Origin of the sequence: Photorhabdus kayaii (genome assembly GCF_025384895.1) — a bacterium.
GTDB lineage: Bacteria > Pseudomonadota > Gammaproteobacteria > Enterobacterales > Enterobacteriaceae > Photorhabdus > Photorhabdus kayaii.
Map to the genome: position 1 here is coordinate 1 of NZ_JAJAFZ010000008.1, position 23,403 is coordinate 23,403.

At 41.7% G+C, this 23,403-nt stretch carries 22 protein-coding genes and 1 CRISPR repeat array; of the genes, 10 read left to right on the forward strand and 12 right to left on the reverse strand.

Annotated elements, in window-relative coordinates; genetic code table 11:
* Positions 1-248 precede the first annotated feature (248 nt).
* Positions 249-578, forward strand: coding sequence for a sulfurtransferase TusE (gene tusE, locus LGZ98_RS04735; protein WP_036783230.1), 330 nt, complete (start codon positions 249-251; stop codon positions 576-578).
* 13 nt (positions 579-591) lie between these two features.
* On the opposite strand, the gene yccX is transcribed toward tusE, so the two are convergent.
* On the reverse strand, positions 592-870 hold the full coding sequence (gene yccX, locus LGZ98_RS04740; protein ID WP_113043253.1) for an acylphosphatase: 279 nt from the start codon (positions 868-870) through the stop codon (positions 592-594).
* Positions 871-1,092: 222 nt separating this feature from the next.
* Here yccX and hspQ point away from each other — a divergent pair, with 222 nt between their 5' ends.
* Entirely contained in the window at positions 1,093-1,413 is a 321-nt protein-coding gene (gene hspQ / locus LGZ98_RS04745; RefSeq protein ID WP_011146062.1) for a heat shock protein HspQ, read from the forward strand.
* 37 nt (positions 1,414-1,450) lie between these two features.
* Positions 1,451-1,719: direct repeats of the CRISPR family, unit length 29 nt; unit sequence TTTCTAAGCTGCCTGTGCGGCAGTGCACT.
* A gap of 422 nt (positions 1,720-2,141) precedes the next feature.
* Here hspQ and LGZ98_RS04750 read toward each other — a convergent pair.
* Positions 2,142-2,555 (reverse strand): CoA-binding protein, encoded by a 414-nt coding sequence (locus tag LGZ98_RS04750; RefSeq protein WP_113043252.1) that lies wholly within the window; start codon positions 2,553-2,555, stop codon positions 2,142-2,144.
* Between the two features lie 123 nt (positions 2,556-2,678).
* Between LGZ98_RS04750 and mgsA the strand changes: the two genes are divergently transcribed.
* The gene (gene mgsA / locus LGZ98_RS04755; RefSeq protein ID WP_113043251.1) at positions 2,679-3,137 is read left to right on the forward strand and encodes a methylglyoxal synthase; all 459 of its coding nucleotides are present in this window, start codon (positions 2,679-2,681) and stop codon (positions 3,135-3,137) included.
* A gap of 123 nt (positions 3,138-3,260) precedes the next feature.
* Here mgsA and helD read toward each other — a convergent pair whose 3' ends face one another.
* Entirely contained in the window at positions 3,261-5,315 is a 2,055-nt protein-coding gene (gene helD, locus LGZ98_RS04760) for a DNA helicase IV (protein ID WP_262977781.1), read from the reverse strand.
* A gap of 31 nt (positions 5,316-5,346) precedes the next feature.
* Positions 5,347-5,649, reverse strand: coding sequence for a hypothetical protein (locus tag LGZ98_RS04765; protein ID WP_191214916.1), 303 nt, complete (start codon positions 5,647-5,649; stop codon positions 5,347-5,349).
* On the opposite strand from LGZ98_RS04765, the gene yccS reads away from it, so the two are divergent.
* On the forward strand, positions 5,559-7,694 hold the full coding sequence (yccS, locus tag LGZ98_RS04770; RefSeq protein ID WP_262977782.1) for a YccS family putative transporter: 2,136 nt from the start codon (positions 5,559-5,561) through the stop codon (positions 7,692-7,694). The two genes, LGZ98_RS04765 and yccS, sit on opposite strands and share 91 nt — an antisense overlap.
* A 65-nt stretch (positions 7,695-7,759) precedes the next feature.
* On the opposite strand, the gene LGZ98_RS04775 is transcribed toward yccS, so the two are convergent.
* Positions 7,760-8,362, reverse strand: coding sequence for a TfoX/Sxy family DNA transformation protein (locus LGZ98_RS04775; RefSeq protein WP_113043248.1), 603 nt, complete (start codon positions 8,360-8,362; stop codon positions 7,760-7,762).
* Positions 8,363-8,563: 201 nt separating this feature from the next.
* Here LGZ98_RS04775 and LGZ98_RS04780 point away from each other — a divergent pair, with 201 nt between their 5' ends.
* The 3 genes from LGZ98_RS04780 (at position 8,564) to ompA (ending at position 10,851) form a co-directional block, all read left to right on the forward strand.
* Positions 8,564-8,776 carry a hypothetical protein gene (locus LGZ98_RS04780; RefSeq protein WP_262977783.1) on the forward strand — a complete coding sequence of 71 codons (213 nt, stop codon included), beginning with the start codon at positions 8,564-8,566 and terminating at the stop codon, positions 8,774-8,776.
* On the forward strand, positions 8,757-9,200 hold the full coding sequence (sulA, locus tag LGZ98_RS04785; RefSeq protein ID WP_113043247.1) for an SOS-induced cell division inhibitor SulA: 444 nt from the start codon (positions 8,757-8,759) through the stop codon (positions 9,198-9,200). Before LGZ98_RS04780 ends, sulA begins: the two co-directional genes overlap by 20 nt.
* Positions 9,201-9,750: 550 nt before the next feature.
* Positions 9,751-10,851 carry a porin OmpA gene (gene ompA / locus LGZ98_RS04790; RefSeq protein WP_228899383.1) on the forward strand — a complete coding sequence of 367 codons (1,101 nt, stop codon included), beginning with the start codon at positions 9,751-9,753 and terminating at the stop codon, positions 10,849-10,851.
* Positions 10,852-10,990: 139 nt separating this feature from the next.
* On the opposite strand, the gene matP is transcribed toward ompA, so the two are convergent.
* On the reverse strand, positions 10,991-11,446 hold the full coding sequence (gene matP, locus LGZ98_RS04795; protein WP_113043245.1) for a macrodomain Ter protein MatP: 456 nt from the start codon (positions 11,444-11,446) through the stop codon (positions 10,991-10,993).
* A gap of 206 nt (positions 11,447-11,652) precedes the next feature.
* On the opposite strand from matP, the gene LGZ98_RS04800 reads away from it, so the two are divergent.
* The 3 genes from LGZ98_RS04800 (at position 11,653) to LGZ98_RS04810 (ending at position 14,873) form a co-directional block, all read left to right on the forward strand.
* Positions 11,653-13,383: an AAA family ATPase gene (locus LGZ98_RS04800; protein ID WP_113043259.1), complete on the forward strand. Its 1,731-nt coding sequence runs from the start codon at positions 11,653-11,655 to the stop codon at positions 13,381-13,383.
* An 83-nt stretch (positions 13,384-13,466) separates the two neighbouring features.
* Positions 13,467-13,985, forward strand: a complete 519-nt coding sequence (fabA, locus tag LGZ98_RS04805; protein WP_113043244.1) for a bifunctional 3-hydroxydecanoyl-ACP dehydratase/trans-2-decenoyl-ACP isomerase — start codon at positions 13,467-13,469, stop codon at positions 13,983-13,985.
* 549 nt (positions 13,986-14,534) lie between these two features.
* Entirely contained in the window at positions 14,535-14,873 is a 339-nt protein-coding gene (locus LGZ98_RS04810; protein ID WP_113043243.1) for a hypothetical protein, read from the forward strand.
* Between the two features lie 465 nt (positions 14,874-15,338).
* Here the strand turns inward: LGZ98_RS04810 and rmf are convergent, their stop codons facing one another.
* The 6 genes from rmf to rlmKL form a co-directional block, all read right to left on the reverse strand.
* Positions 15,339-15,506, reverse strand: a complete 168-nt coding sequence (gene rmf / locus LGZ98_RS04815) for a ribosome modulation factor (protein WP_112876661.1) — start codon at positions 15,504-15,506, stop codon at positions 15,339-15,341.
* 246 nt (positions 15,507-15,752) lie between these two features.
* A complete protein-coding gene (gene pqiC / locus LGZ98_RS04820; protein WP_191214914.1) occupies positions 15,753-16,316 on the reverse strand; it encodes a membrane integrity-associated transporter subunit PqiC in 564 nt (187 codons plus the stop codon).
* Positions 16,313-17,962, reverse strand: coding sequence for an intermembrane transport protein PqiB (pqiB, locus tag LGZ98_RS04825; protein WP_113043242.1), 1,650 nt, complete (start codon positions 17,960-17,962; stop codon positions 16,313-16,315). The genes pqiC and pqiB overlap by 4 nt, the downstream gene beginning before the upstream one ends.
* A gap of 20 nt (positions 17,963-17,982) precedes the next feature.
* The gene (gene pqiA / locus LGZ98_RS04830) at positions 17,983-19,230 is read right to left on the reverse strand and encodes a membrane integrity-associated transporter subunit PqiA (RefSeq protein ID WP_262977784.1); all 1,248 of its coding nucleotides are present in this window, start codon (positions 19,228-19,230) and stop codon (positions 17,983-17,985) included.
* 83 nt (positions 19,231-19,313) lie between these two features.
* On the reverse strand, positions 19,314-21,230 hold the full coding sequence (locus LGZ98_RS04835; RefSeq protein WP_113043240.1) for an ABC transporter ATP-binding protein: 1,917 nt from the start codon (positions 21,228-21,230) through the stop codon (positions 19,314-19,316).
* A gap of 5 nt (positions 21,231-21,235) precedes the next feature.
* Complete coding sequence (rlmKL, locus tag LGZ98_RS04840) at positions 21,236-23,353, reverse strand: bifunctional 23S rRNA (guanine(2069)-N(7))-methyltransferase RlmK/23S rRNA (guanine(2445)-N(2))-methyltransferase RlmL (protein ID WP_113043239.1); 2,118 nt, start codon at positions 23,351-23,353, stop codon at positions 21,236-21,238.
* Between the last annotated feature and the right edge of the window lie 50 nt (positions 23,354-23,403).

Sequence of the window (23,403 nt, forward strand, 5' to 3'; positions counted from 1 at the left end):
TCTCGGATGGTTTCCCATCGGCGGTTTTCAAGACCGCTGCCTTAAGCCGCTCGGCCACCCCTCCGCAATGGCGTGCACTATAAACAGCACCGAGACAGATGTAAAGTATCCTTCTGTTCGATTGCCGTAAATTTACCCTTTTTCATGGTTGTTGGCTTATTTTATCCGCACATGTGCATACCATCCTTGGGTATGGAAGTGATTTTTGCTAAATTACGGCGACTTTTCTTTAATGGTTATTAATGATTATGCTGGTATTCGAAGGTCAAGAAATCGAAACCGATGCGCAAGGTTATCTGAAAAACAGTAGTGACTGGCAGGAAGCAATTGCTTTACTCCTCGCCGAACAGGAAGAAATCACTTTGACTGAACAGCATTGGGAAGTCATTCGTTTTATCCGGGAATTTTATAAGGAGTTTAATACATCCCCGGCTATCCGTATGTTAGTAAAAGCAATCGCACAAAAGTATGGCGAAGAAAAAGGCAACAGCCGCTATCTTTACCGTCTGTTTCCCAAAGGGCCAGCAAAGCAGGCAACTAAAATTGCCGGGCTGCCGAAACCGGTAAAATGTATCTAATTAATAAACTAGCTCAGTGGCGGACACTAAAATCTACAACATCCTCCACTGCGCAGGGTTGAGATGAAAAATTATCTATTCGTGCTCCCGGTGGACCACCCTGCTCTAACCAATGGGTTAATTTATTTAGTTGCTCACTGTCACCATAAGCTACGATTTTGACACTACCGTCATGCAAATTACAGACATAACCTGTCAGCTTATTAAATTTCGCCCAACGAAAAGTTTGATAGCGAAATCCAACTCCCTGAACCCGTCCATAAACACAAATTGTTATCCCATATTTAATCATAATTACCCCCTATCAACCCAATCACCTTGCGGTATCGCTCACATATATAGTTAAGCATACGACTGTTGGTTGTGTTTTATATTTACTACAGCTAACCTGAAATAGATGGAGTCACACTCGCAATTAAAGCAAAAAAAAGACTTCAACCAACGGGTACGGCTCTTGTAATTCACCTTACTGCCCTTATATCAATGTCAATACAAGACTTCTTTGGAGGTGACTATGATTATCGCCAGCAAATTCGGTATCGGCCAACAAGTACGCCACAAACTTCTGGGTTATTTGGGAGTCATCGTGGATATTGATGTGGAATACTCGCTGGAACAACCCCAAGAGGATGACATTGCATCCAATGCTACCCTGCGTTCCGCTCCCTGGTATCACGTTGTGATGGAAGACGACAATGGTCAACCTGTACATACTTATCTGGCCGAAGCACAATTAGCCTATGAAACATCCGATGAACATCCAGAGCAACCTTCTCTCGATGAGCTAGCAGAATCCATCCGCCATCAACTACTGGCCCCAAGACTGCGCAATTAATCCTCTATTTATACCAAACAACCTAGGCAGTTATCGTGTTTTAAGCTGCCTGTGCGGCAGTGCACACTGTGATTGGATATGAGCGAATGACATGCCATTTCTAAGCTGCCTGTGCGGCAGTGCACATCAAGGTCGTAGTGACGGGTGAATTTCTCATTTTCTAAGCTGCCTGTGCGGCAGTGCACTTGGTGAAGCCGGACATTTTGCTGCGAACGTGTTTCTAAGCTGCCTGTGCGGCAGTGCACTATGCCTCAGAACGTGTAATGCTTGGCCCCTTTTTCTAAGCTGCCTGTGCGGCAGTGCACTGTTACATATTAACTTTAAGTTGCTGACAGTTAAAGAATATAGTGATAAAAAATGAAAAAACCCTTTTTTCAGGAGATATTTTATTTTGCTTTTAAATCAATAGGTTATTTTTTGATGATAAAAAAGGGTCAAAACTGAGGCACAACAAAAGCACCATATCTTATAGCAATAAAAGTGTAGATTCTGACAAAATTTAGCAGCCATAAGAGCAACTAAACTTGCCTTAATATATTGTAATAACTGTAAAAATAGATTTTATAAGATGTCTAGAAAAGTAAACTTAATATCCAGCTCAAACATTATTTGAACACTTGGAACCCAGATACCACTTCTCACCCAACTCCTTAAGTTTGCATTAGATATTGGTGCCTGGCGCCCTTCATCCACTAATTAGAAACCAAATAATTACAAGCTGACAAATATTATTTTTCGAGTCCCAATCTTAGAATTTCAATTTTTGGGCAGCGATCCATAACAACATCCAGACCTGCTTCCTCTGCCAATATTTTTGCTTGCTCATTAATAACACCAAGTTGCAACCAGAGCACTTTTGCTTTGATATCTATAGCTTCTTGCGCAATGTCATATGCAGCGTCAGCATTACGGAATACATCAACCATATCAACAGCCTGTGGAATATCTGCCAATTGTGCATACACTCGTTGCCCAAGCAGTGTTTGTCCGGCAAGCTTCGGGCTGACAGGAATCACCTGATAGCCTTGTTCCAGTAAATAAGCCATAACTTTATAACTTGGACGAGCAGTTTTTTCACTCGCACCTACCAACGCGATAGTTTTTACTCGTTTCAGTATGTCCGCAATTTGCTGATCACTCATTTTTTACTCCTTAAAATACGATATTTTTACTTTGTTTATTTATTGCAATGTATATGATAAACGTTGTTATCAATTGAACTCACTACGATCGAAAACACAATAACGATTATCAAAGGTATCTGCATGGAATTAACAACCCGTACGCTGTCTCCCTATAAAAATATAGCGCTTATTGCACATGACCACTGTAAAACTTCGCTGCTAGCCTGGTCCAAAAAACATAAAAGTTTACTCAAGAAACACCATTTATACGCTACCGGCACAACCGGTAATCTGATTCAGAACGAAACCGGATTATCTGTTACCAATATGCTTAGTGGTCCAATGGGTGGAGATCAACAAATTGGTTCTCTAATCTCAAAAGGGAAAATTGATGTGTTGATATTTTTCTGGGATCCACTTAATTCCGTGCCTCATGATCCTGATGTAAAAGCACTTCTACGCCTTGCTACAGTATGGAATATCCCTGTTGCAACTAATCTAGCGTCTGCGGATTTTATTGTTAGTTCTCCTCTATTTTCTGACTCAGTAGATATTCAAGTGCCTGATTATCAACATTACCTGAATGAACGTCTGAAATAAGTCTTTATAATATATACCTGTAACTACGTGCTCTCTCCACGTCAGATCCTTAGAAAAAACAGAGTGGGATTTCCAGAAAAGGTATCCCATGATGGCACTGAATATTTCAGCCAACGCAAAATCTCAAGGTTTACGTTGAACAGGCACACTTAACTGCTCTAACTGACGTACAAACACCGATGGATTCTTCTTGTCTTGCATCAACCATACCTGCTTCTTCGCCCGTGTTAATGCAACATACAAAAGGCGACGCTCCTCCGCATCCGAAAAATCTTCTGGCTGTGGCAATAAAACCCACTCCATCACAGATTCTCTTGCTGGTGCAGGAAAACCATCTTGCCCCTGATGCAGACCAAGAATAATCACATAATCCGCTTGTTGTCCTTTAGATGCATGGATAGTCATAAACTCTATTTTCAATTTAGGCCAGCGAGTTGCTGCTTTTTTCAGTAATTCAGGTTTCAAATAGTGATAACGCGCCAGCAATAAAATCGTTTCCTGCTCAGTGACATAGCCACTCATTTTATTCAATAAAGGTTCAAGCTGGTCTTCTGGCAAGATAACAATTGATTTTTTATTACCTTTAGTCAAACCATTTAGTGACTTCCTTAACTGATTCGGATTTTGTTGCACAAACGCGTTAGCAATTTCACCAATCTTATCATTAAACCGATAAGAGATATCCAGTACACATTCAGCACCTTTGCCAAAATAATTAGCAAATGCGGTAGTCAACATCAGCTCCGCGCCACTGAAACGATAAATTGCCTGCCAGTCATCCCCTACGGCAAACAGACAGCTTTGGCTATTTTGGGTTCGCATTGCAGTGAGCAATTTGGCCCCTAATAGTGAAATATCCTGAAACTCATCGACCAGAATATGCTTCCACGGGCCGATAAACCGCCCTTTATCCAGAATATTCACTGCCTGATGGATTAACCCTGAGTAATCAACAGCACCTTCTGCTTTTAATTCAGATTTCCACGCTTTTAATAAAGGCCCCATCAGGCGAATACATTTTTGAAACCGATCCAGGTACTCTTCCTGAACTTGCTCTATCATTGCTTTCTGACTACCACCATGTATACGCATCAACCCCAACCAACGCTCAAGCCGATCTGACAAACGATTAACAAGCTGTTCATCGTGCCAAAATTCACCTTCCGGCACTTCCCATTTCAACTCCTCTGTCAGCCATTCCCGCCAACCTTTGGCCTGTGCTTTCTTCTCGCTGCATTGTTGTTGCCAGTGTTTAATCAGAAAATCTTTTCTTTTTTGTCCATCTGTTTCCAACACGCTGATTTTTGGCGCTTTATTACTCCCTTGCTGAATGATATGCAACGCCAAAGTATGAAACGTTTTTACTTTAATCTCATTCACACCAAGACGCGTCTGAATCCTTTCATTCATCTCATTTACGGCTTGATGACTAAAGGCTAACAATAATATCTGTTCGGGAATCGCCTGTTGGAGAAGTAATAACCAACCCGCTCTCGCTACTAACACCGATGTTTTTCCACTACCCGCGCCAGCAAGAACCAGAACTGAATTTTCACCATTAATAACAGCCAGACTCTGAGAACGGTTTAAAGGAGATGTTTCTACCCGCTGAAAAAAGTCACGGTGTTGCTCCAACATACGTTCTGTCCATTGCAGATTGATTTTTTCAACGCACTTTTCGCCATTCTCAAGCCAACGCAAACAAATTTGATACTCATCCCGGCAATGATCAAATTGTTCCAGACGTTGTAATGGCAACGGTAAAGCCTGAAATGTTGCTTGAATTTGTTGTTGTAATTGGAACAAATCAGCTTTTTTCAACCAGCGATTCTGTTGTCCAATTCTGTTGATTTCACTAACCTGAGCTGTCAGTACATTAGCACTAATATCACTCATTTCCTGACTCCATTTCTGCCATTCACCAAGCAGATAATGGTAAAAACGCTGAGTTTGCTGCCATTCAGTACCATGAAGGCGAACCGCTTTTCCATCGGATAGCTCAAACTCTAACTCACCCCAGATGATACCCCGTTTACACTGAATATTAATTAACTGGTTAAATGGGATCAGGTATTGATGCTTTTCACCACTGACTTCAATACCCGCATTCAGCAAGCGCACCCGATTATAAGGATGCTGAGCAAGGCGTTGGCCAATTTGTGTTGCTTTAAGTTCCATTATCGAGCGCCGTACCTAAAAAATAGTTGAATTATGTCTTATAAGAGTTTTTTATCACCAATAAACCTTTTATCATAATATACCCGTTATCTTTCAAGTCGCCTCTTTGTTGGCGGCACTCACTCACCCCGGTCACATAGTTACCTATGCTCCCAGGGATTCGCTCCCTTGCCGTCGCGATGCATCTTGAAATCCGTAGGGTATAGTTATTTATGGCCGTTATTATTACCTCAGAGGTATCTTGTGCTAACTGTTTTCTCCGGTCTGCGCCGTTTTCTTTATAACAGTCATTTTCTCTACTATAACCGTATCCTAATCGCCTTGGCTGGAACAACACTAGTGCCTTGGCTTCTGAATAAAGAGCCTAAAATAACTATCTCATTGACCTTGGGCGTTGTTGCCGCAGCACTCGCTGATCTTGATGATCGTCTAACTGGACGTTTACGTAATCTAGTGATCACGCTGATTTCTTTCTTTATCGCTTCAGCCTCTATTGAATTACTGTTCCCTTATCCCTGGCTTTTTACCATTGGACTGGCGTTATCCACTTGCAGTTTTATCTTACTGGGAGCCCTCGGACAACGTTATGCCACTATTGCATTTGGTGCGTTGCTGATCGCAATTTATACCATGCTTGGCTCGTCTATTTTCCCACTATGGTATCAACAACCCCTATTACTGCTGACAGGTGCAATCTGGTATAACCTGCTAACTCTAACGGGCCATTTACTGTTCCCTATTCGCCCATTACAAGACAATCTAGCACGTTGTTACCAACAACTCGCAGTTTACCTTGACGCTAAAGCTAATCTGTTTGATCCCGATATAATAGAAGAAGGATATCAGCAATCCGTCATTAATGTGGCAATGGCAAACAGTGTCTTAGTTAACACGCTAAATCAAGCCAAAACCTCCCTACTGACCCGTCTGAAAGGCGATAGCCGCCAACGCGGAACTCACCACACTCTGCATTATTACTTTGTTGCACAAGATATTCACGAACGGGCAAGTTCATCTCATGTGCAATATCAGAGCCTACTACATATTTTCCGTTACAGCGATATTCTGTTCCGTTTTCAACGTCTTCTCTCTATACAAGCCCATGTATGTGAACAGATTGCTCAATCGATACTTTGGCATAAACCATACCAGCACAATCCACGTATTGAACGTGCATTTAACTATTTGGAAAGTTCCCTACAACAACTCAGTAAGCAACAGAAACATAACCTCAAGATTACCGCCTTATATAATTTGCTGAAAAACCTGCGCGCGATTGATGCACAATTAGCAAGCATGAGTTCTGGACGATATAATCTTTCCAAAGACAGAGAAGATGAGACTCAACTATCTGACGAAACTTTAACTGGCTGGCGTGATATTTGTCTAAGACTCGACCGCCATCTAACCCCAAAATCAGCCCTGTTCCGCCATGCAATCCGTATGTCTGTTCTGCTATGTAGTGGCTACACCATGATCCAGTTGTTGGATTTACAACATGGGTATTGGATTTTACTAACTAGTCTATTCGTTTGCCAACCCAACTACAGCGCTACTCACCGCCGTTTGATACTGAGAATAATAGGAACCGTTGCCGGGGTATTGATTGGCTTACCAATCCTTTACTTTGTGCCATCTATTGAGGGGCAACTGGTGTTAATTGTCATTTCTGGTGTATTGTTCTTCGTCTTCCGTAACACCCAATATGCACATGCAACCCTGTTTATCACATTACTGGTATTATTATGCTTCAATTTATTAGATGAAGGCTTTGAAGTCGCATTACCAAGAATTATTGACACATTAATCGGTTGTGGTAGCGCCTGGTTAGCCGTAAATTTCATTTGGCCAGACTGGAAATTCCGCCAGTTATCACAAGTGATAAACCGGACGATGAATACCAACTGTCGCTACCTTGATACCATTTTAGTTCAATATTATCAGGGAAAAGATAATGGATTGACCTATCGAATTGCCCGCCGTGATGCCCATAATAGTGATGCAGAACTGGTATCCGTTATTTCAAACATGTCTGCCGAGCCGAAAAGTGACCAGACTTCTCAAGAAAAAGCATTCCAGCTATTGTGCCTAAATCACACCATGCTAAGTTACATCTCTGCGCTGGGAGCACATCGAGATAAATTGGATAATAAAGCTATTTTGGATATTCTTAATGATGCTGTTTGTTATGTCGATACAGCATTAAAATCGATATTAATAGACGATGATAGAATTAAGCAAATACCTGTCAACATAGTGAAAAGAATTGAGCAAGCGCCGGCAGAAAGAAATAGTAAAGAACAACTGGTATTGCAACAAATCAGTTTATTAATAGCATTGCTACCTAAAATCGCCAGTATCATTAAAAAAATTAATTAAACATAACCAGATTGACATACTGGGGCAGTTGACTGCCCCTTTCTTTAGCTGTTCACGATAAAGATCTAACAAGCCAATTCCTTGTGCCAGCGTAATAAATCATTACGAATCTGTACCGGTAAAACGGCTGAATGACATCCTTCAATTGCACCAGCCAAAGCAAGCAATAAACTAACATTAGAATTTCTTTTATATTGATGCAATTTTAAATAACTGGCTTTCGCACCTAACAACCGCAAATCTTCAACTTTACATATTCCGACTTTCCATAACTGACGTTCCAAAGACATTCCAAGATTAGGTAAATCCTTCAAACGCTCTGGCATCTTCTTTTTACCCACCATTTCAATAAATGAGTAATGATAAGCCAAATACGCATATTGAGATAACAACTCTTGATCTTGCCAAAGTGACTCAACAACTTGATAATAACGCAAAGTTACAGGCACTCCTTTTTTCGAGTAAATATAGTTTTTCATTCCTCTGGCTTTAAATAATACTTCAGCATGGCCATTTCCCCTTAAATATAATTCTCCATCAGCAATAATAGCGAACATAATCCCATCAGCTAACAGGCTGTAACCACCAAACTGTGGCTTCCTTGTCAATGCCCCAAACGAAGAAAAACCATTTTTGAGTTGAGTAAAACGTACCTCAGACAAAAACATACAGATCACTCCATGAGTTTTGTGCAAATAAATCTCTTATCCATAGATTTGTCCCAATTACTAGTAAAATAAATAACAGGAACAAGCAATTAAAAACATACGCAATCCAATTTTATCTGCCAATGGTTAAATGAGTTTACAGCCATTTACAGTCAATATTTGCGAAGCTCTTTGAAAAAATAGACTTGATCTTAGCTTGGTATGAAGATACTGTATATTAATACAGTTAATTGTGGCGAGGTTCATTATGGGCATTCAATCACCCTGGGTTTACCCTTCTATACCCTATGGATTTCAAGATGCATCGCGGCGGCAAGGGAGCGAATCCCCGGGAGCATAGAGAACTATGTGACCGGGGTGAGTGAGAGCAGCCAACAAAGAGGCAACTTGAAAGATGACGGGTATAGTGAGTGAATTGATTTATAGTGATAACCAATATAGCGATAGCCAAGCGGTCATTAATCGTATATTGCTACCTTTGTTACGCCAATCAGGAAATGAAGCCCGCTGGTTGCTATGGGTTAGTCCACATAAAAAACTGAGCCGCCAATGGTTAATTAACTCTGGATTACCTTTAGATAAGATTATCCAATTAAATCGCATTAGCTCCATTACAACGGTAGAGGCAATGGAAAGAGCATTGGCGAGTGGTAATTACAGCGTGGTACTTGGCTGGCTACCAAAGTTATCGGAAAAAGATACCGTAAGATTACAGGCGGCGGCACAAAAAGGTAATGCTCTGGGCTTTATTATGCGCCCACAAGATGTAAGTAAAGAAACCAACCATGCTGAATCGCGATCAAATTTACTAAAAATCCACTCCATTCACTACCATTGACTAAAACCAAGCATTATCGCAATATTCATAACACAAAATAACCAATTCAGACCAAGAACCCCTGATCACAATTAAAATCAATTAATTAAGGTAAGATTAGTTGTAAAGAATAGTAAAGTTTTTTTGAAATCATGCATTATCTTTTAAATTTTTTACTCTATTAATCAAGGGGCACTTGTAACTTTTTAACTTCGTTGTAGACTTTACACCATTAAAGGTTACTGCACTTAGTACCCTTGTATTGTTTTAGTCCATCGGTTTTATGAAAGTGCAGTATTCCTAACTGAGTTTTTTAATCAATATGGCTCAACAGCCTATCTTAGTAGATATTAAATTAGTGCAGGCCATTCTTATGGATAAATAGTGAACACGGAAACGCGTAAAATTCAAAGCGTACACACAATAACGGTACCGAAGAATTTGAACACAACTCAGTGTTCGCTTTTATTACAAAGAATGGCAAATGAAATAGCCTAATGGGGTAGGCAGTAAGTAAAAAGGCTCCCAAAGCCAATTGCCTATTGGGTGATGATAATAACGAGGCGTTAAAATGAAAAAGATAGCTATCGCGGTAGCAGTGGCAGTGGCCGCTTTCACAACTGCAACGCAAGCAGCTCCAAAAGACAACACTTGGTATACCGGTGGTAAGTTGGGTTGGTCCCAATACCATGACGTGAATTTCTACGGTAACGATTATACCAGTGCAATCGGTAATGGCCCTACTCACAAAAACCAATTGGGTACGGGTGCTTTCTTAGGTTATCAAGCCAATCCGTACCTAGGTTTTGAAATAGGTTACGACTGGCTAGGTCGTATGCCTTACAAAGGCAGCGTCAATAATGGTGCCTTCAAAGCCCACGGTTTCCAAATGGCAACCAAACTGAGCTATCCAATTATGGATGACTTGGATATCTATACTCGCCTGGGTGGTATGGTTTGGCGGGCAGATTCCAAAGCAACTTACAGCGTAACCAATACTCATCTGAAAAATCATGACACCGGTGTTTCTCCACTGGCAGCTATCGGTGTTGAGTATGCAATAACTAAAGACTGGGCTACTCGTCTGGATTACCAGTGGGTTAACAATATCGGGGATGCAGGTTCAGTAGGTGCACGTCCTGATAACGGTCTGTTGAGCGTAGGTGTTTCTTACCGCTTCGGCCAAGATGAAGCAGCAGCCCCAATTGTTGCTCCAGCTCCGATTGTTGCTCCAACACCAGCTCCAACCCCCGTTGTTGAAAATAAACGTTTTACCCTGCGTTCTGATGTGCTGTTCGAATTTGCAAGTTCTGAGCTGAAAGCCGAAGGTAAGCACAATCTGGATCAACTCTATACTGAGTTAGCAAATATCGACCCAAATCAGGGCAAGGTACTGGTTTTAGGCTACACTGACCGTATCGGTAAAGATGTTTACAATCAGAAGCTGTCTCAAAAACGCGCTCAAAGCGTAGTTGACTATCTGGTATCTAAAGGTATCCCTGCCGGCAGCATCAGCGCGGAAGGTCACGGTAAAGCAAACCCTATCACTGGTTCTACTTGTGATAAGGTTCGCAAACCTAACCTAATCAACTGCCTGGCGCCAGATCGTCGTGTAGAGATCGAAATTCAAGGTACTAAAGAGGTTGTTACTCAAGCACAATCTGCTCAATAATAGCCTTTCTTGGTTATAATTAATCATCGAAAGCTCAGAAAGCCCCATTGTCAAATGGGGTTTTCTTTTACCGATAGTGAAATTTTATATCAAACTTATTAAAAGAGCTTGTTGCGATACCAGCCTATCACAACTGAAATTACTCTTTCTTACCCAGAATAGCTTCCAAGTCGTGTTTCAAGCTGGACATCTGATTGGCATACTTTTCTTCCCGCTCAGCATCTTCAATTAACTGGATAATAGTTTCAGACAGTGTATTACCCCGTCGTTGAGAAAGTGCAGATAAGCGATGCCACACAGGAAAATCTAAGTCGATGGATTTCTTGCGAGTATGTTGATGTTCCGCATTAAAATGCCGTTTACGCCGAGCGCGGATAGTTTGTTTCATCCGGTTGGATAAATCAGGATTCATATGCTGCTCAATCCATTTCAGTACCCTTACCGGTTCACTCTCAAGTTCAATGAGTTTATCAACGGCTGCATGAGCTGCACTGTTTTCAATATATCTAGTAATTGGCTCGCCTTCTTGATGTTTTTTCATCAGATAAGCCCACTTCCAGCCACATTCCAAATTTTCCAGTTGTTGATATTTCATCTTACTTTCTCAGTGACAGCGTAACTAAAAATAAGCATAACAACTATTTTAGTAAATTGCTTATAGCCAAACTGATTAATATCTGTTTTTTGAAAAAATTATTTTTTACATAAAGTGTCTGCAATAGCAAACATTCAAGCATGTTGGTTTATATCTTAATCTTGTATAATCGACGCTTTCCTACTTTACAACATACAGCGATCACTTTGACCACTAACAAACTAGACTGGCAGGCATTACTGCCGAATTGCGTTCCTTATGATGCGCTTTTTCATTCTGCTTCCCAACAGGCGTCTGCCAGTATGGAAGCCGTTCAATCACGGCTACATAGTGGTTTACAGCTTTTTTGCCGGATGGATTCCCGCCAGCCTTTTATGCTATTGAAAGCCGAAGAATGTGATATTTATTTGTCAGCATTAGCTGAGTCTATCCGTCCATTACTCACGAAAGAGCTTCCCCAAATTGGTGGCAATTATCACATACAGCAACAGAAAATTAGCTGGCAACCATCAACAGCAGGCCATTTCACACCTGAGTTACGCGTCGCCTATCGTGAATGGATAGAAGCAGAGCAACTATTTGGCTGCTTCCATTCTCACAACGGAGAAATTCACTTACAACCCGGTCTGATTCATCAGGTAAATGGCGGTGTACTTATTCTACCGTTACGTACCCTACTGTCTCAGCCCTTAATGTGGGTTCGCCTGAAACAGATGATTATTCAGCAACGCTTTGAATGGTTGTCTCCGGATAGCAACAAACCGTTACCATTACCTATCCCTTCTATGCCATTAAAGCTACGTCTGATCCTGGTTGGAGATCGTCTAAGCCTTGAAGAGTTTCAGGCTACAGAACCTGAATTAACAAAAAGCGCTCTATATGGCGAATTTGAGCTGGATATGCCATTTCATAATGAGCAGGATTTAAGCCTGTGGTGCGATTATATCAATGGACTCATTCAACAATGGCAATTACCTCCATTGAGTCACAATGCTTGGCCTGAGCTTGTCCAACAAGCAATCCGCCATGTAGAAGATCAACACCTCCTGCCTTTAGATATTCTCTGGCTACAACGGCAACTGACTACTGCGGCACTCTATCAGCAAGAAAATCAGATTACAGCTCAATCAATTAAACAAGCAGAGGAAAATCGCCGCTGGCGTCACAATTATCTGCCTGAACGTAGTTTAGAGGAAATTCACAAAGGCCAGATTCTTATCCGCACCCAAGGCATGGTCATTGGCCAAATTAATGGATTATCTGTGCTAGAGTATCCCGGCCATCCTGATCCAGTAGGAGAGCCATCCCGTATCACTTGCGTGGCCCATATGGGAGATGGGGAATTTGTTGATGTTGAACGCAAAGTTGAGTTAGGTGGCAATATCCATGCGAAAGGCATGATGATTATGCAAGCATTTTTAATTTCCGAGCTAAAATTGGATCAACCACAACCTTTCTCTGCATCTATTGTATTTGAACAGTCCTATGGTGAAGTTGACGGCGACAGCGCTTCTCTTGCCGAATTATGCGCATTGATAAGTGCTCTTTCCCTGCAACCCATTGATCAACAACTGGCCGTCACAGGTGCAGTAGATCAATTTGGTTATGTTCAACCCATCGGTGGTATTAACGAAAAAATCGAAGGTTTCTTTGAAGTATGCCACCGCAGAGGGCTAACTGGTCAACAGGGAGTCATCCTACCCGCAGCGAACATCCATCATTTATGTCTTAATCAAGCCATTGTAGATGCGGTAAAAGCGCAAAAATTTCATTTATGGTCAGTAAAACATGTTTCTGAAGCGCTGCCTTTATTGACAGGTATCCCTTATTATGATCAACAAGAAACACACTTGTTAGCTATGATACAAGAACGTATAACACAGGCGAATAATCAGGAACGACCTAAATTCCCGTGGTTTCTTCGCTGGTTGGGTTAATTCACAATGTCTGATCGGAGTTGTTCAGCGTACAAGTGTACTCTATTATTTACCCTACATTAAATATAAGGCTATCTGATAATATGGTTGATAAACGTAAATCCTACACAAAAGAAGATCTTATCGCATCTGGACGCAGTGAGCTGTTCGGAGAAAATGGGCCGCCATTACCATCTGGTAATATGCTAATGATGGATCGCATCATTGAAATGACAGAAAACGGCGGTACCTACGATAAAGGTTACATAGAAGCCGAGCTGGATATTACCCCTGATTTATGGTTTTTCGACTGCCATTTTATTGATGACCCGGTAATGCCCGGCTGCCTTGGCCTTGATGCCATGTGGCAATTGGTTGGATTCTTCCTTGGCTGGTTAGGTGGTGAAGGTAAAGGCCGTGCCCTTGGCGTTGGCGAAGTTAAGTTCACCGGCCAAGTATTACCAACGGCTAAAAAAGTCACCTACCGTATCAACTTTAAACGTGTCATTAACCGTAAATTGATTATGGGACTGGCTGATGGTGAAGTGTTAGTAGATGGAAAAATCATCTATACGGCAACGGATTTGAAAGTAGGCTTGTTTAAAGATACCAGCGCTTTCTAATCAATAATCAGTAACATATCGAAAAGGAAGGTGACTGGCTAATTGCTTTTCACCTTTTTTCACTAAAAGCACACCACCAAGTAACCAATATCTTAAAAAAATACTTGGTGCTATTTTTTCTCCCTCAAAGGTAATTCCGGTTATATCTCAGAGTATAAGATTCAATATCTATACCCGTCATCTTTCAAGTTGCCTCTTTGTTGGCTGCACTCACTCACCCCGGTCACATCGTTCTCTATGCTCCCGGGGATTCGCTCCCTTGCCGTCGCGATCCATCTTGAAATCCATTGAGTATATACAGAAAAAAATCAAATCAAGTTCTAACTTTGACCTACCTCGACTAGAAATAACACAAATCCACACCTGAATATCTGCATGACAAACACCCAATTGTCGCTGACCAATCAGTATACAATTGGCAAATTGTGCTATGATCAAATTGACCTGATATATCAAACAAGCTCCCCAAAGCATACTGATGACAGGTAAAACATTAATAATAATTAAGATTTATGATTAATATTAACAAACACACCGAGGTAATATTATATGAACATCAGAAAAATACTGCTCACAATCATAGCATTGACTCTTACACCAACTGCCATTGCAAAACTCGATAGGATTGACGGTACCGTCGAAATGCTAAAAGCACCTAACACAAATGGGGATTGCTATGGAAAAATAGCGACTCCTACCCGTATCCAAGGATTTAGGTGGGTATGCACGATTAATGGCGGATCGACGCTATTATCATTGCTTCAAACAGCCTATACAAGCCATGAATCTATAACCATATCAGTCGATGGGATTGAAGAATATAGCCGTCTCTTTTGGGTTGAATTACATCATAAATGTTTAACAAACCCATCTGACTGCAATTATTGAATTACAATCTTCTCTCGTATTTACCAAGTAGATTACTTAATGGCCGCAATTTCAGTCGTCATGTTGAATAGGTTAAATAGGATATGTCACCTAGCGGCCAGTCATTCACATGTTACCGAATTCTCAAATAACAGCACAACAACATGAAAGAATTGTAATCCTGACATTGCTAATGCTTACCGATTTATTACATGCGATACATCAAAGGTTTCATCACACGATGCTTTAATAATTTAACAAATAGTTGGTAAGCCATTGACGCTAGAAAAAACTTATTTACACAGCACGGGCATTTTTACTTTAGTCACAACCAAAGGGAAATCTGGACAGAGAAAACTCACAGGATTCAATCTGACAGATATCTGTATAAACAATCAGTCACTGTCAGATTAAATTTGGGATATATATCACGTTGATAAGGAATGGAGGTTTTTCTCACCTAACCTATACCATCAGTTTGGCAGACTAAGCCATCATCGACCTGTCTTCCATCGCCTGACGCCATCCTCCTAACCAATGAGAACGGGCATCTAATGAATAATAGGGACAATGCTCCCTTGGACGCCCCAAAATACCTGCATGGTACCCTCTCGATAATGCTCGTGCTAAACGATCTCGTTTCTGTCTCTTCATGCTTTTATTTACCTCATAAGCTAGATCAGTAGAAAGAAAACAGTGGTCACCATTTATCCAACCACAATTTAGAAATACCCCTATAAATTTTGAAAATCAAGTCAAGAAATTCATATTAATGTAATATTTGTTATATCAGTACAAAAAAAACAATAACGTATTAATAATAAAGAGAAATTTTTATCCTATTGATAATACCAATTTTCTCCGAGTGCAAAAGTTTTACACTCGGAGAATGACAGAGGGTTACGGTTGGGAAATTAATTGACTGGCAATAGCTTGCGCCAACTGACTCCATCCTTTTGCCAATGTGCGGACTAAATCATCGTAACCATCTTCTTGCTGTTTTAGCACCAGATTAAAGGGCTGTTTAACGACATTCTCCTGATGCGTTAATGTCCAGTAACCTTGCAAAATCACCTTACCATCATAACGACCATGAAAACTGGTGACTGTCACGTCTAGTGTATCTGGCTTATTAACCAATGGTTGAGCAGAAACTAAACGCTGAGGCAATGCCATAGTTAACTCAGCTACCAGCACTTGCTGTAACTGTTGTTCAAGTGGACTTGCCCACAAGTGATTCGCCGCACTGACATAACTAACATCACTACTTTGATACACCACACCGGAGGAGGACAGATAATCGGACAACATAACCCGTTGTACCCATAATTGGCGATCATGCTGCACAATAGCACTCTTTTGTGATGCTATTGCTACTACCGGCAATTGATAGTAAGTTTTTTCTGGCTGACGGCTACAAGCAGAAATAAAAATCACTAAAATTAATGCCAATCTTCTCATCATTTTTTAGCCTTTTTCGGTTCTGGATCTTCAATTGGCTTAGACTCAAAAACTAACGCATTGCTCTTATTATTCAACGTCCTCAGAACAGGTCGCAGTTCACTCAACACTTGATCTAATCGCTGCATATTATCCAACATCTTGTTATAAGCCGGTGAACCAGGCTGGAAACCTTGCATACTGCGGCTAAACTCCTGCAATGTTTTCTGTATATCTTTTGGCAGATCTTTGGTTTCAGGATTCGCCAGCACCTTATTCAATTCATCAAGGGTCTGTTGTGCTTTTCTGATCGCTTTCTGGCTCTCTTCCAAAGTGCGAATAGCCTGATTAAACATTGGCTCAACCGGCATATTATTAATTTTGTCTAACGCTGCAATAACCTTATGTTGAATTTGAGCAAGGCCACCACTGATTGTCGGCAATAGCGGATAACCTGCAATTTCATACGGGCCGGCCCACCCTTTTTCATTTGGATAGAAATCCAAATCAATAAACAGTGCCCCTGTCAGCAAGTTACCTGACTTGAGGGACGCCCGCAGACCACGTTTAGTTATGCTATTCAGCTCTTTCTCAACATCAAACCCTTCTCCCAGCTCCTTCTCAAAGCGCTCCGGTTCAATGGAGATAAGTACTGGGATACGAAAATCGTTATCTAACCGCTGTCTCATTCCCTCTGAATAGAATGGTACTTTTGCCACAGTCCCCATACGGATACCACGGAACTCTACTGGCGCACCCGGCTGTAGCCCTCGAACAGAATCAGAGAAGAGCAACAGATAATCTTTATGTTCGGTATATAAAGAATCCTGAATGCTTCTTTGGTTGTCAAAAAGTTTGTAAGTGGCTTTTTCTTTAATTGGCTCACCCAATTCCCAACCCTTAGGCACATCAAAACTGACACCACCACCAAACAGCGTTGATAACGAAGCCATTTCAACACGTACCCCCTGAGAAGACATATCAAAGGTAATACCACTCTCTTTCCAAAAGCGGACATTGGTTGTCAACAAACCATCATAAGGTGCATTAATAAATAGCTGATATCTCATCAGATGAGATTTCGATTCAAACTCGCTGGTTTCAACAGAACCAACCCGATAACCACGAAACAACACCGGATCACCCGGATTGAGCTGACCCGCTTTATCACTGACCAAGATGACACGAATACCTTTTGCATCAGGTGAAGCCAATGGTGGTGAGTCCAACAAATTAAATTCATCTTCTTCATCACCATTCGTTCCCGGTTGAAGCTCAATAAAAGCCCCGGACAGAAGAGTACCAAGACCAGATATTCCATCACGGCCAATCTGCGGTTTCACTACCCAGAAAGCGCTGTCACTACGCAATAGATTTTCCATGCCATCATTCAGCCGAGCCTTAATAATAACTTGACTAAGATCATCACTCAGCATGACCCTCTCAACCACGCCGACATCCACACTACGGCTTTTAATTTTAGTTTTTCCAGCTTCAATGCCCTCCGCGTTGAAGGTAATCAACGTCACTTCCGGCCCTTGGTGGTTGAAATGGTAAAACAATATCCAAGCACCTATAAGCACTGTCACAATCGGTACAATCCAGACTGGCGACCAACTTTTAATTTTATCGATTTTAGCCTGACTCTGGTCTTCAACTTTATCCGTCACCTTGACACCCCTTCATTGCCTTATAACGAATGTTTAACGTTGGCCCTATCCCAAATTAAACGCGGATCAAATGTCATTGCCGCAAACATAGTCAGGATCACAACTAAAGTAAAAATAACTGCCCCCATAGCAGGGTAGACACTCATCAATTTCCCCATACGTACCAGTGATGACAATATTGCGATAACAAATACATCAATCATTGACCAACGGCCAACAAATTCGACAACTTCATAAATAAAATGCATTCGGGTGGAATCCCGTTTACCGTGACCTTTGGCATCCCAACACAACCAGCTAATTGCCAGCATTTTCAAGGATGGCACCATAATACTAGCAATAAAAATGACTAAAGCGACCGGGTATGAACCTACACTCCATAGTAATATCACTCCAGCCATAATAGTGGAGTCACTCCGATTACCTAACGATTCTGTCACCATCATTGGCATAATATTAGCAGGAATATACAGCATTAAAGCTGTCACTATCAGTGCCATTGTCCATTGTAGACTGTTGCGACGACGGGCATGCCCACGAGTATAACAACGTGTACATACCAATTGGTCTGCCGGTAAAATAGCCGTACAACACTGGCATAATCGAACACCCTGCACTAACCCCGATCTTCCTGCCTGTAACGGTATATTCACCCTAGGTGCGAGGGTTATCTGATTCCATAACCAGTGGCGATCCAGACATTGAAATGCTCTCACCTGGAGAAGACAGAACAGACAATATGGCAAAAAACTTAAACCTAACCCAATATCACCATAAGCCATTAACTTAACGAAGCTGACTAACACCCCTGCCAGAAAGATTTCAACCATACACCAGCTTTTCATCTGGAATAAGACCCTGGCCAACCAGACTTTTATCTTCTGAGAAGTAACAACACCCTGGCACAAGAGAATAACCGCTACCATACAAAACGCAGGCACCAGTTGAACACAGAGCAAAAAGAATGTTCCCACACTGACGTAATTTTCATTAAACATCACCTGAGGGATTTGAGATAAGGTAATTTCACTGCCAATTCCCGCCACACTCATGCTGACAAATGGAAACAGGCAAGCCATTAACAGCATAAATAATGCACTGACTGCATAACCTGTTGGCTGATGTTTAGGTTCTTTCCACCATGTGACTAATGTCGTCTTACAACGAGGACAAACTGCCTTCGTTCCCTGAACCCATTCTGGCAATGTCACCAGCAAATCACATTGAGGGCACAATACCATTTCATGATGATGGTTACCGGAACACAAGATCTTTCTCCCTGTTAAGGAAATCGGGAATATCCACAGAATCATACTCAGAACAATTTCGCAGTATGATTCTGCTAATTATGTTAACTATTAACTGTTTTCAATGTTTCCAATTCCTGCCAGCGATCAAAAGCCGCTTCTAATGCTTGCTCTTTTTGAGACAGTTCAGTCAATATTTTTTGGGTTATTACATGAGGCTGATTAAAAAATTCAGGATCACTCACTTGAGATTGTAACTGATCAAGCTCTTCTTCCAGTTTCTCCAACAATGATGGTAATTGCTCTAACTCTCGTAATAAATGGTAACTCATTTTGTTACGAGAATTTTTTGGCGGTTCCTTAATCTTTTCTACTTTAACTTCCGTTTGAAGTTTTTTCTTATTTTGCTGGCGCAACGATACAACCTGTTCGCGCTGTTGCTGAGCATCGTAATAACCACCAACATAATTATTGATCGCACCATTACCTTCAAAAATCCAACATTCTGTCACGGAGTTATCAACAAATTGACGATCATGACTCACCAGCAATACAGTACCTGTATAATTGTCTACCAGCTCCTCCAGCAACTCTAATGTTTCTACATCCAGATCGTTGGTTGGCTCATCAAGTACCAACAGATTACTGGGTTTCAGGAATAGACGCGCTAGTAACAATCGGTTCCTTTCACCACCAGAAAGCGCTTTAACCGGTGTCATTGCTCGTTTGGGATGAAACAGAAAATCCTGCAAATAACCCAGAACATGACGAGGACGACCATTCACCATCACTTCCTGTTTACCTCCAGCCAGGTTATCCATTACGGTTCTTTCCGGATCAAGTGCTATCCGATGCTGATCAAAATAAGCAATTTCTAGTTTAGTACCACAATGAACACGGCCACTCTCAGATTGCAGCTCACCTAACATCAGTTTCAGTAAAGTTGTTTTGCCACAACCATTTGGTCCTACCAGTGCAATCTTATCCCCACGCTGAATTTGCACACTGAAATTATTGACCAGTTTCCTTTCACCAATTTGATAGTTAACATTTTCCAACTCAAAGACAATTTTGCCGGAACGACTCGCTTCTCCCATCTGCATTTTAGCGGTTCCCATTACTTCACGGCGTTGTGAACGCTCAATACGTAATGCCTTCAATGCCCTGACACGCCCTTCATTACGAGTACGACGCGCTTTAATCCCCTGACGTATCCACACTTCTTCCTGAGCCAACTTACGATCAAATTCAGCATTTTGCATCTCTTCCACACGCAACGCGTCTTCTTTGCCTTCAAGAAACTTATCGTAATTACCCGGCCACGATACGAGCTTACCCCGATCCAAATCGACGATACGGGTTGCCATATTGCGAATAAATGAACGGTCATGAGAAATGAAAACAAGACTACCCTGAAAATCTTTCAGGAAATTCTCTAGCCATTCAATCGTATCAATATCCAAGTGGTTAGTTGGTTCATCAAGAAGCAAGACTTTTGGCAAACTAACCAACGCCCTTCCCAATGCGGCCTTACGCAACCAACCACCTGAAAGAGAAGAGAGCTTCGCTTCCGCAGGTAAAGAGAGCTGTTTCAATACGTCATTAATGCGGCTATCCAGTGACCATAACCCACGAATATCCAGCACCTCCTGCAATTCTGCCAGGCGGTTAAGATTTTTCTCATTTGGGTCCTGCTCCACCAAACGGGAGACCAGATGAAAAGATTTAATATATTCGGCCTGCTCCTGAACGCCTTCGGCAACAAAATCAAAAACCGTCCCTTCTATATTACGGGGGGGATCTTGTTGTAAGCGGGCGACAACCAGATCCTGTTCGTAAATAACCTGACCATCATCCAACGGCTGCTCTTTTGCTAATACCCGTAACAAAGTAGATTTTCCAGCACCGTTACGGCCAACCAGACAAACTCTTTCATTTTCTTCTATATGCAATTCTGCATTATCAAGTAATGGTGCATCACTGAACGACAACCACGCACCAGATACATTTATCAATGACATAGTAATTATTTTTCCTCACCAGCATGACGTAATAGCCAGCAGTTGTGAATCTGACGATTGCGGGCAAAATCCTGCGACTGGGTTTTACTGGTGATTTCTTCTGCCACCAAGCCAGCTTTTTCCAACTCAGCAAAATCCATTTTAAAACCACGTTTATTATTAGAGAACATCAGCGTTCCTCCACGACGCAACAAGCGCTTAAGCTGTCTCATCAACATGATATGGTCGCGTTGTACATCAAATGTATCTTCCATCCGTTTAGAATTAGAAAAAGTCGGCGGATCAATAAAAATCAAATCAAACTGTTCATTGGCCCGTGCCAACCAAGCGAGACAATCTGCCTGAATCAACCGATGCTGACGCCCGGTTAATTCATTAGCCTGTAAGTTCCGTTCAGCCCATTCAAGATAAGTGCGAGACATATCAACCGTCGTTGTTGAACGCGCGCCTCCTAATCCAGCATGTACCGTCGCTGCTCCGGTATAGGCAAACAGATTCAGAAAATCTTTTCCTTCACTCATTTCACCTAGCATTTTTCGTGCAATACGATGATCAAGGAACAAGCCAGTGTCCAAATAGTCAGTTAAATTGACCCAGAATTTTGCGTCATACTCATTTACCAGAAAGAATTCCTGTTTTTCTGCCATTTTTTCATACTGGCTTTTGCCTTTCTGACGCTGACGAGTTTTAAGTACTAATTGATTTGATGAGAGTCCAAGAATTTGCATCGTTGCACTGATAGCATCAAATAAACGCTGACGCGCTTTATTAGCATCAACACTTTTTGGCGGAGCATATTCCTGAATCACTACTTTATCCGCATAACGGTCAACAGCCACATTGTATTCTGGCAAATCAGCATCATACAGACGATAACAATTAATCCCTTGCTGTTTTGCCCAGTGAGTTAATTTCTTTTCATTTTTGCGCAGGCGGTTGGCATAATCTTCCGCCACATTCACCTCTGATGAGTGCGGTTTATCTGACAACTGATAATTTTTCTGTACGCAATCCAGTGGACCATTTTTAGCTTTAAACTCACGTTCAGCCCGTAATTGCAAGCAGCTCAGCAATTCAGGTGACGCACTAAATAGAGACAGACGCCAGCTAGGGAAACGGCTTTTCATTATCCGCCCAAACAAACTGTGTAGTGCAATCAATGCCGGCTCACTTTCCAAACGCTCACCATAAGGTGGATTACTTAATACTGTTCCAGCAGGGCCTTCTGGCAACGGATTTTCCAGACGACTGGCATCACCTTGCTGGAACGTTATCAACTGCGCAACCCCGGCTCTACGAGCATTTGACCGAGCCATATCCAGCACTCTGCGATCAATATCAGAACCAACAAAACGGGAAGCTGTCTCCTGAAGACCTTTACGAAAGCGGATCTGCGCTTCTGTGGTCACCTCACGCCAAATTTCTTCATCATGTTGCAACCAAGCAATAAAGCCCCAGTGGTTACGATGAAGCCCAGGAGCACGATCAGCCGCCATCATTGCGGCTTCAATCAATAATGTGCCAGAACCACACATAGGATCGACCATCGGAGTACCAATCTGCCAGCCTGAACGTAGAATAATCGCAGCAGCCAGATTTTCTTTCAGTGGGGCTTGACCAGCAAGATCGCGATAACCTCGGATATGCAAACCATCACCACTCAAATCCAATGCAACACTGGCTTTCTCTTTATTCAAAAAAACATTAATGCAAACATCCGGCTGTTGCTTTGCCACATTGGGGCGTTGATCCAACTTACGAGTAAAGCTATCGACAATGGCGTCTTTAACTTTGAGTGCGCCATATTGAGTATTCCGTATCTCTTCATTTGTGCCACTGAAATGCACAGAGAAAGTACTTTCTACAGAAAAAATCTGGCTCCAATCAATAGACTGAACGCCAAGATAGAGATCTAAATCGCTATAAACATTAAATTCGTTTAGCGGTAGCAAAATACGTGATGCCAGCCTGCTCCACATCAGACTTTTATACATCACTTTGCCATCACCTTGAAAATGAACTCCGCCTTGCACAATTTTGCATGATTGCGCACCCAGCATTTCCAGTTCGTTCTTCAATAATTCTTCTAATCCACGCGCCGTGCTGGCAAACAGAGAGTTCATGTTACATATCACCAAGAAAGAAAATTGTTACGCATTATAGCTAATCTAAG

Excerpts from the sequence above, each read along its gene's own strand:
- tusE (WP_036783230.1), top strand. The coding sequence starts at position 249 with ATGCTGGTATTCGAAGGTCAAGAAATCGAAACCGATGCGCAAGGTTAT.
- yccX (WP_113043253.1), bottom strand. The coding sequence starts at position 870 with ATGATTAAATATGGGATAACAATTTGTGTTTATGGACGGGTTCAGGGA.
- hspQ (WP_011146062.1), top strand. The coding sequence starts at position 1,093 with ATGATTATCGCCAGCAAATTCGGTATCGGCCAACAAGTACGCCACAAA.
- LGZ98_RS04750 (WP_113043252.1), bottom strand. The coding sequence starts at position 2,555 with ATGAGTGATCAGCAAATTGCGGACATACTGAAACGAGTAAAAACTATC.
- mgsA (WP_113043251.1), top strand. The coding sequence starts at position 2,679 with ATGGAATTAACAACCCGTACGCTGTCTCCCTATAAAAATATAGCGCTT.
- helD (WP_262977781.1), bottom strand. The coding sequence starts at position 5,315 with ATGGAACTTAAAGCAACACAAATTGGCCAACGCCTTGCTCAGCATCCT.
- LGZ98_RS04775 (WP_113043248.1), bottom strand. The coding sequence starts at position 8,362 with ATGTTTTTGTCTGAGGTACGTTTTACTCAACTCAAAAATGGTTTTTCT.
- LGZ98_RS04780 (WP_262977783.1), top strand. The coding sequence starts at position 8,564 with ATGAAGATACTGTATATTAATACAGTTAATTGTGGCGAGGTTCATTAT.
- sulA (WP_113043247.1), top strand. The coding sequence starts at position 8,757 with ATGACGGGTATAGTGAGTGAATTGATTTATAGTGATAACCAATATAGC.
- ompA (WP_228899383.1), top strand. The coding sequence starts at position 9,751 with ATGAAAAAGATAGCTATCGCGGTAGCAGTGGCAGTGGCCGCTTTCACA.
- matP (WP_113043245.1), bottom strand. The coding sequence starts at position 11,446 with ATGAAATATCAACAACTGGAAAATTTGGAATGTGGCTGGAAGTGGGCT.
- fabA (WP_113043244.1), top strand. The coding sequence starts at position 13,467 with ATGGTTGATAAACGTAAATCCTACACAAAAGAAGATCTTATCGCATCT.
- LGZ98_RS04810 (WP_113043243.1), top strand. The coding sequence starts at position 14,535 with ATGAACATCAGAAAAATACTGCTCACAATCATAGCATTGACTCTTACA.
- rmf (WP_112876661.1), bottom strand. The coding sequence starts at position 15,506 with ATGAAGAGACAGAAACGAGATCGTTTAGCACGAGCATTATCGAGAGGG.
- pqiC (WP_191214914.1), bottom strand. The coding sequence starts at position 16,316 with ATGATGAGAAGATTGGCATTAATTTTAGTGATTTTTATTTCTGCTTGT.
- LGZ98_RS04835 (WP_113043240.1), bottom strand. The coding sequence starts at position 21,230 with ATGTCATTGATAAATGTATCTGGTGCGTGGTTGTCGTTCAGTGATGCA.
- rlmKL (WP_113043239.1), bottom strand. The coding sequence starts at position 23,353 with ATGAACTCTCTGTTTGCCAGCACGGCGCGTGGATTAGAAGAATTATTG.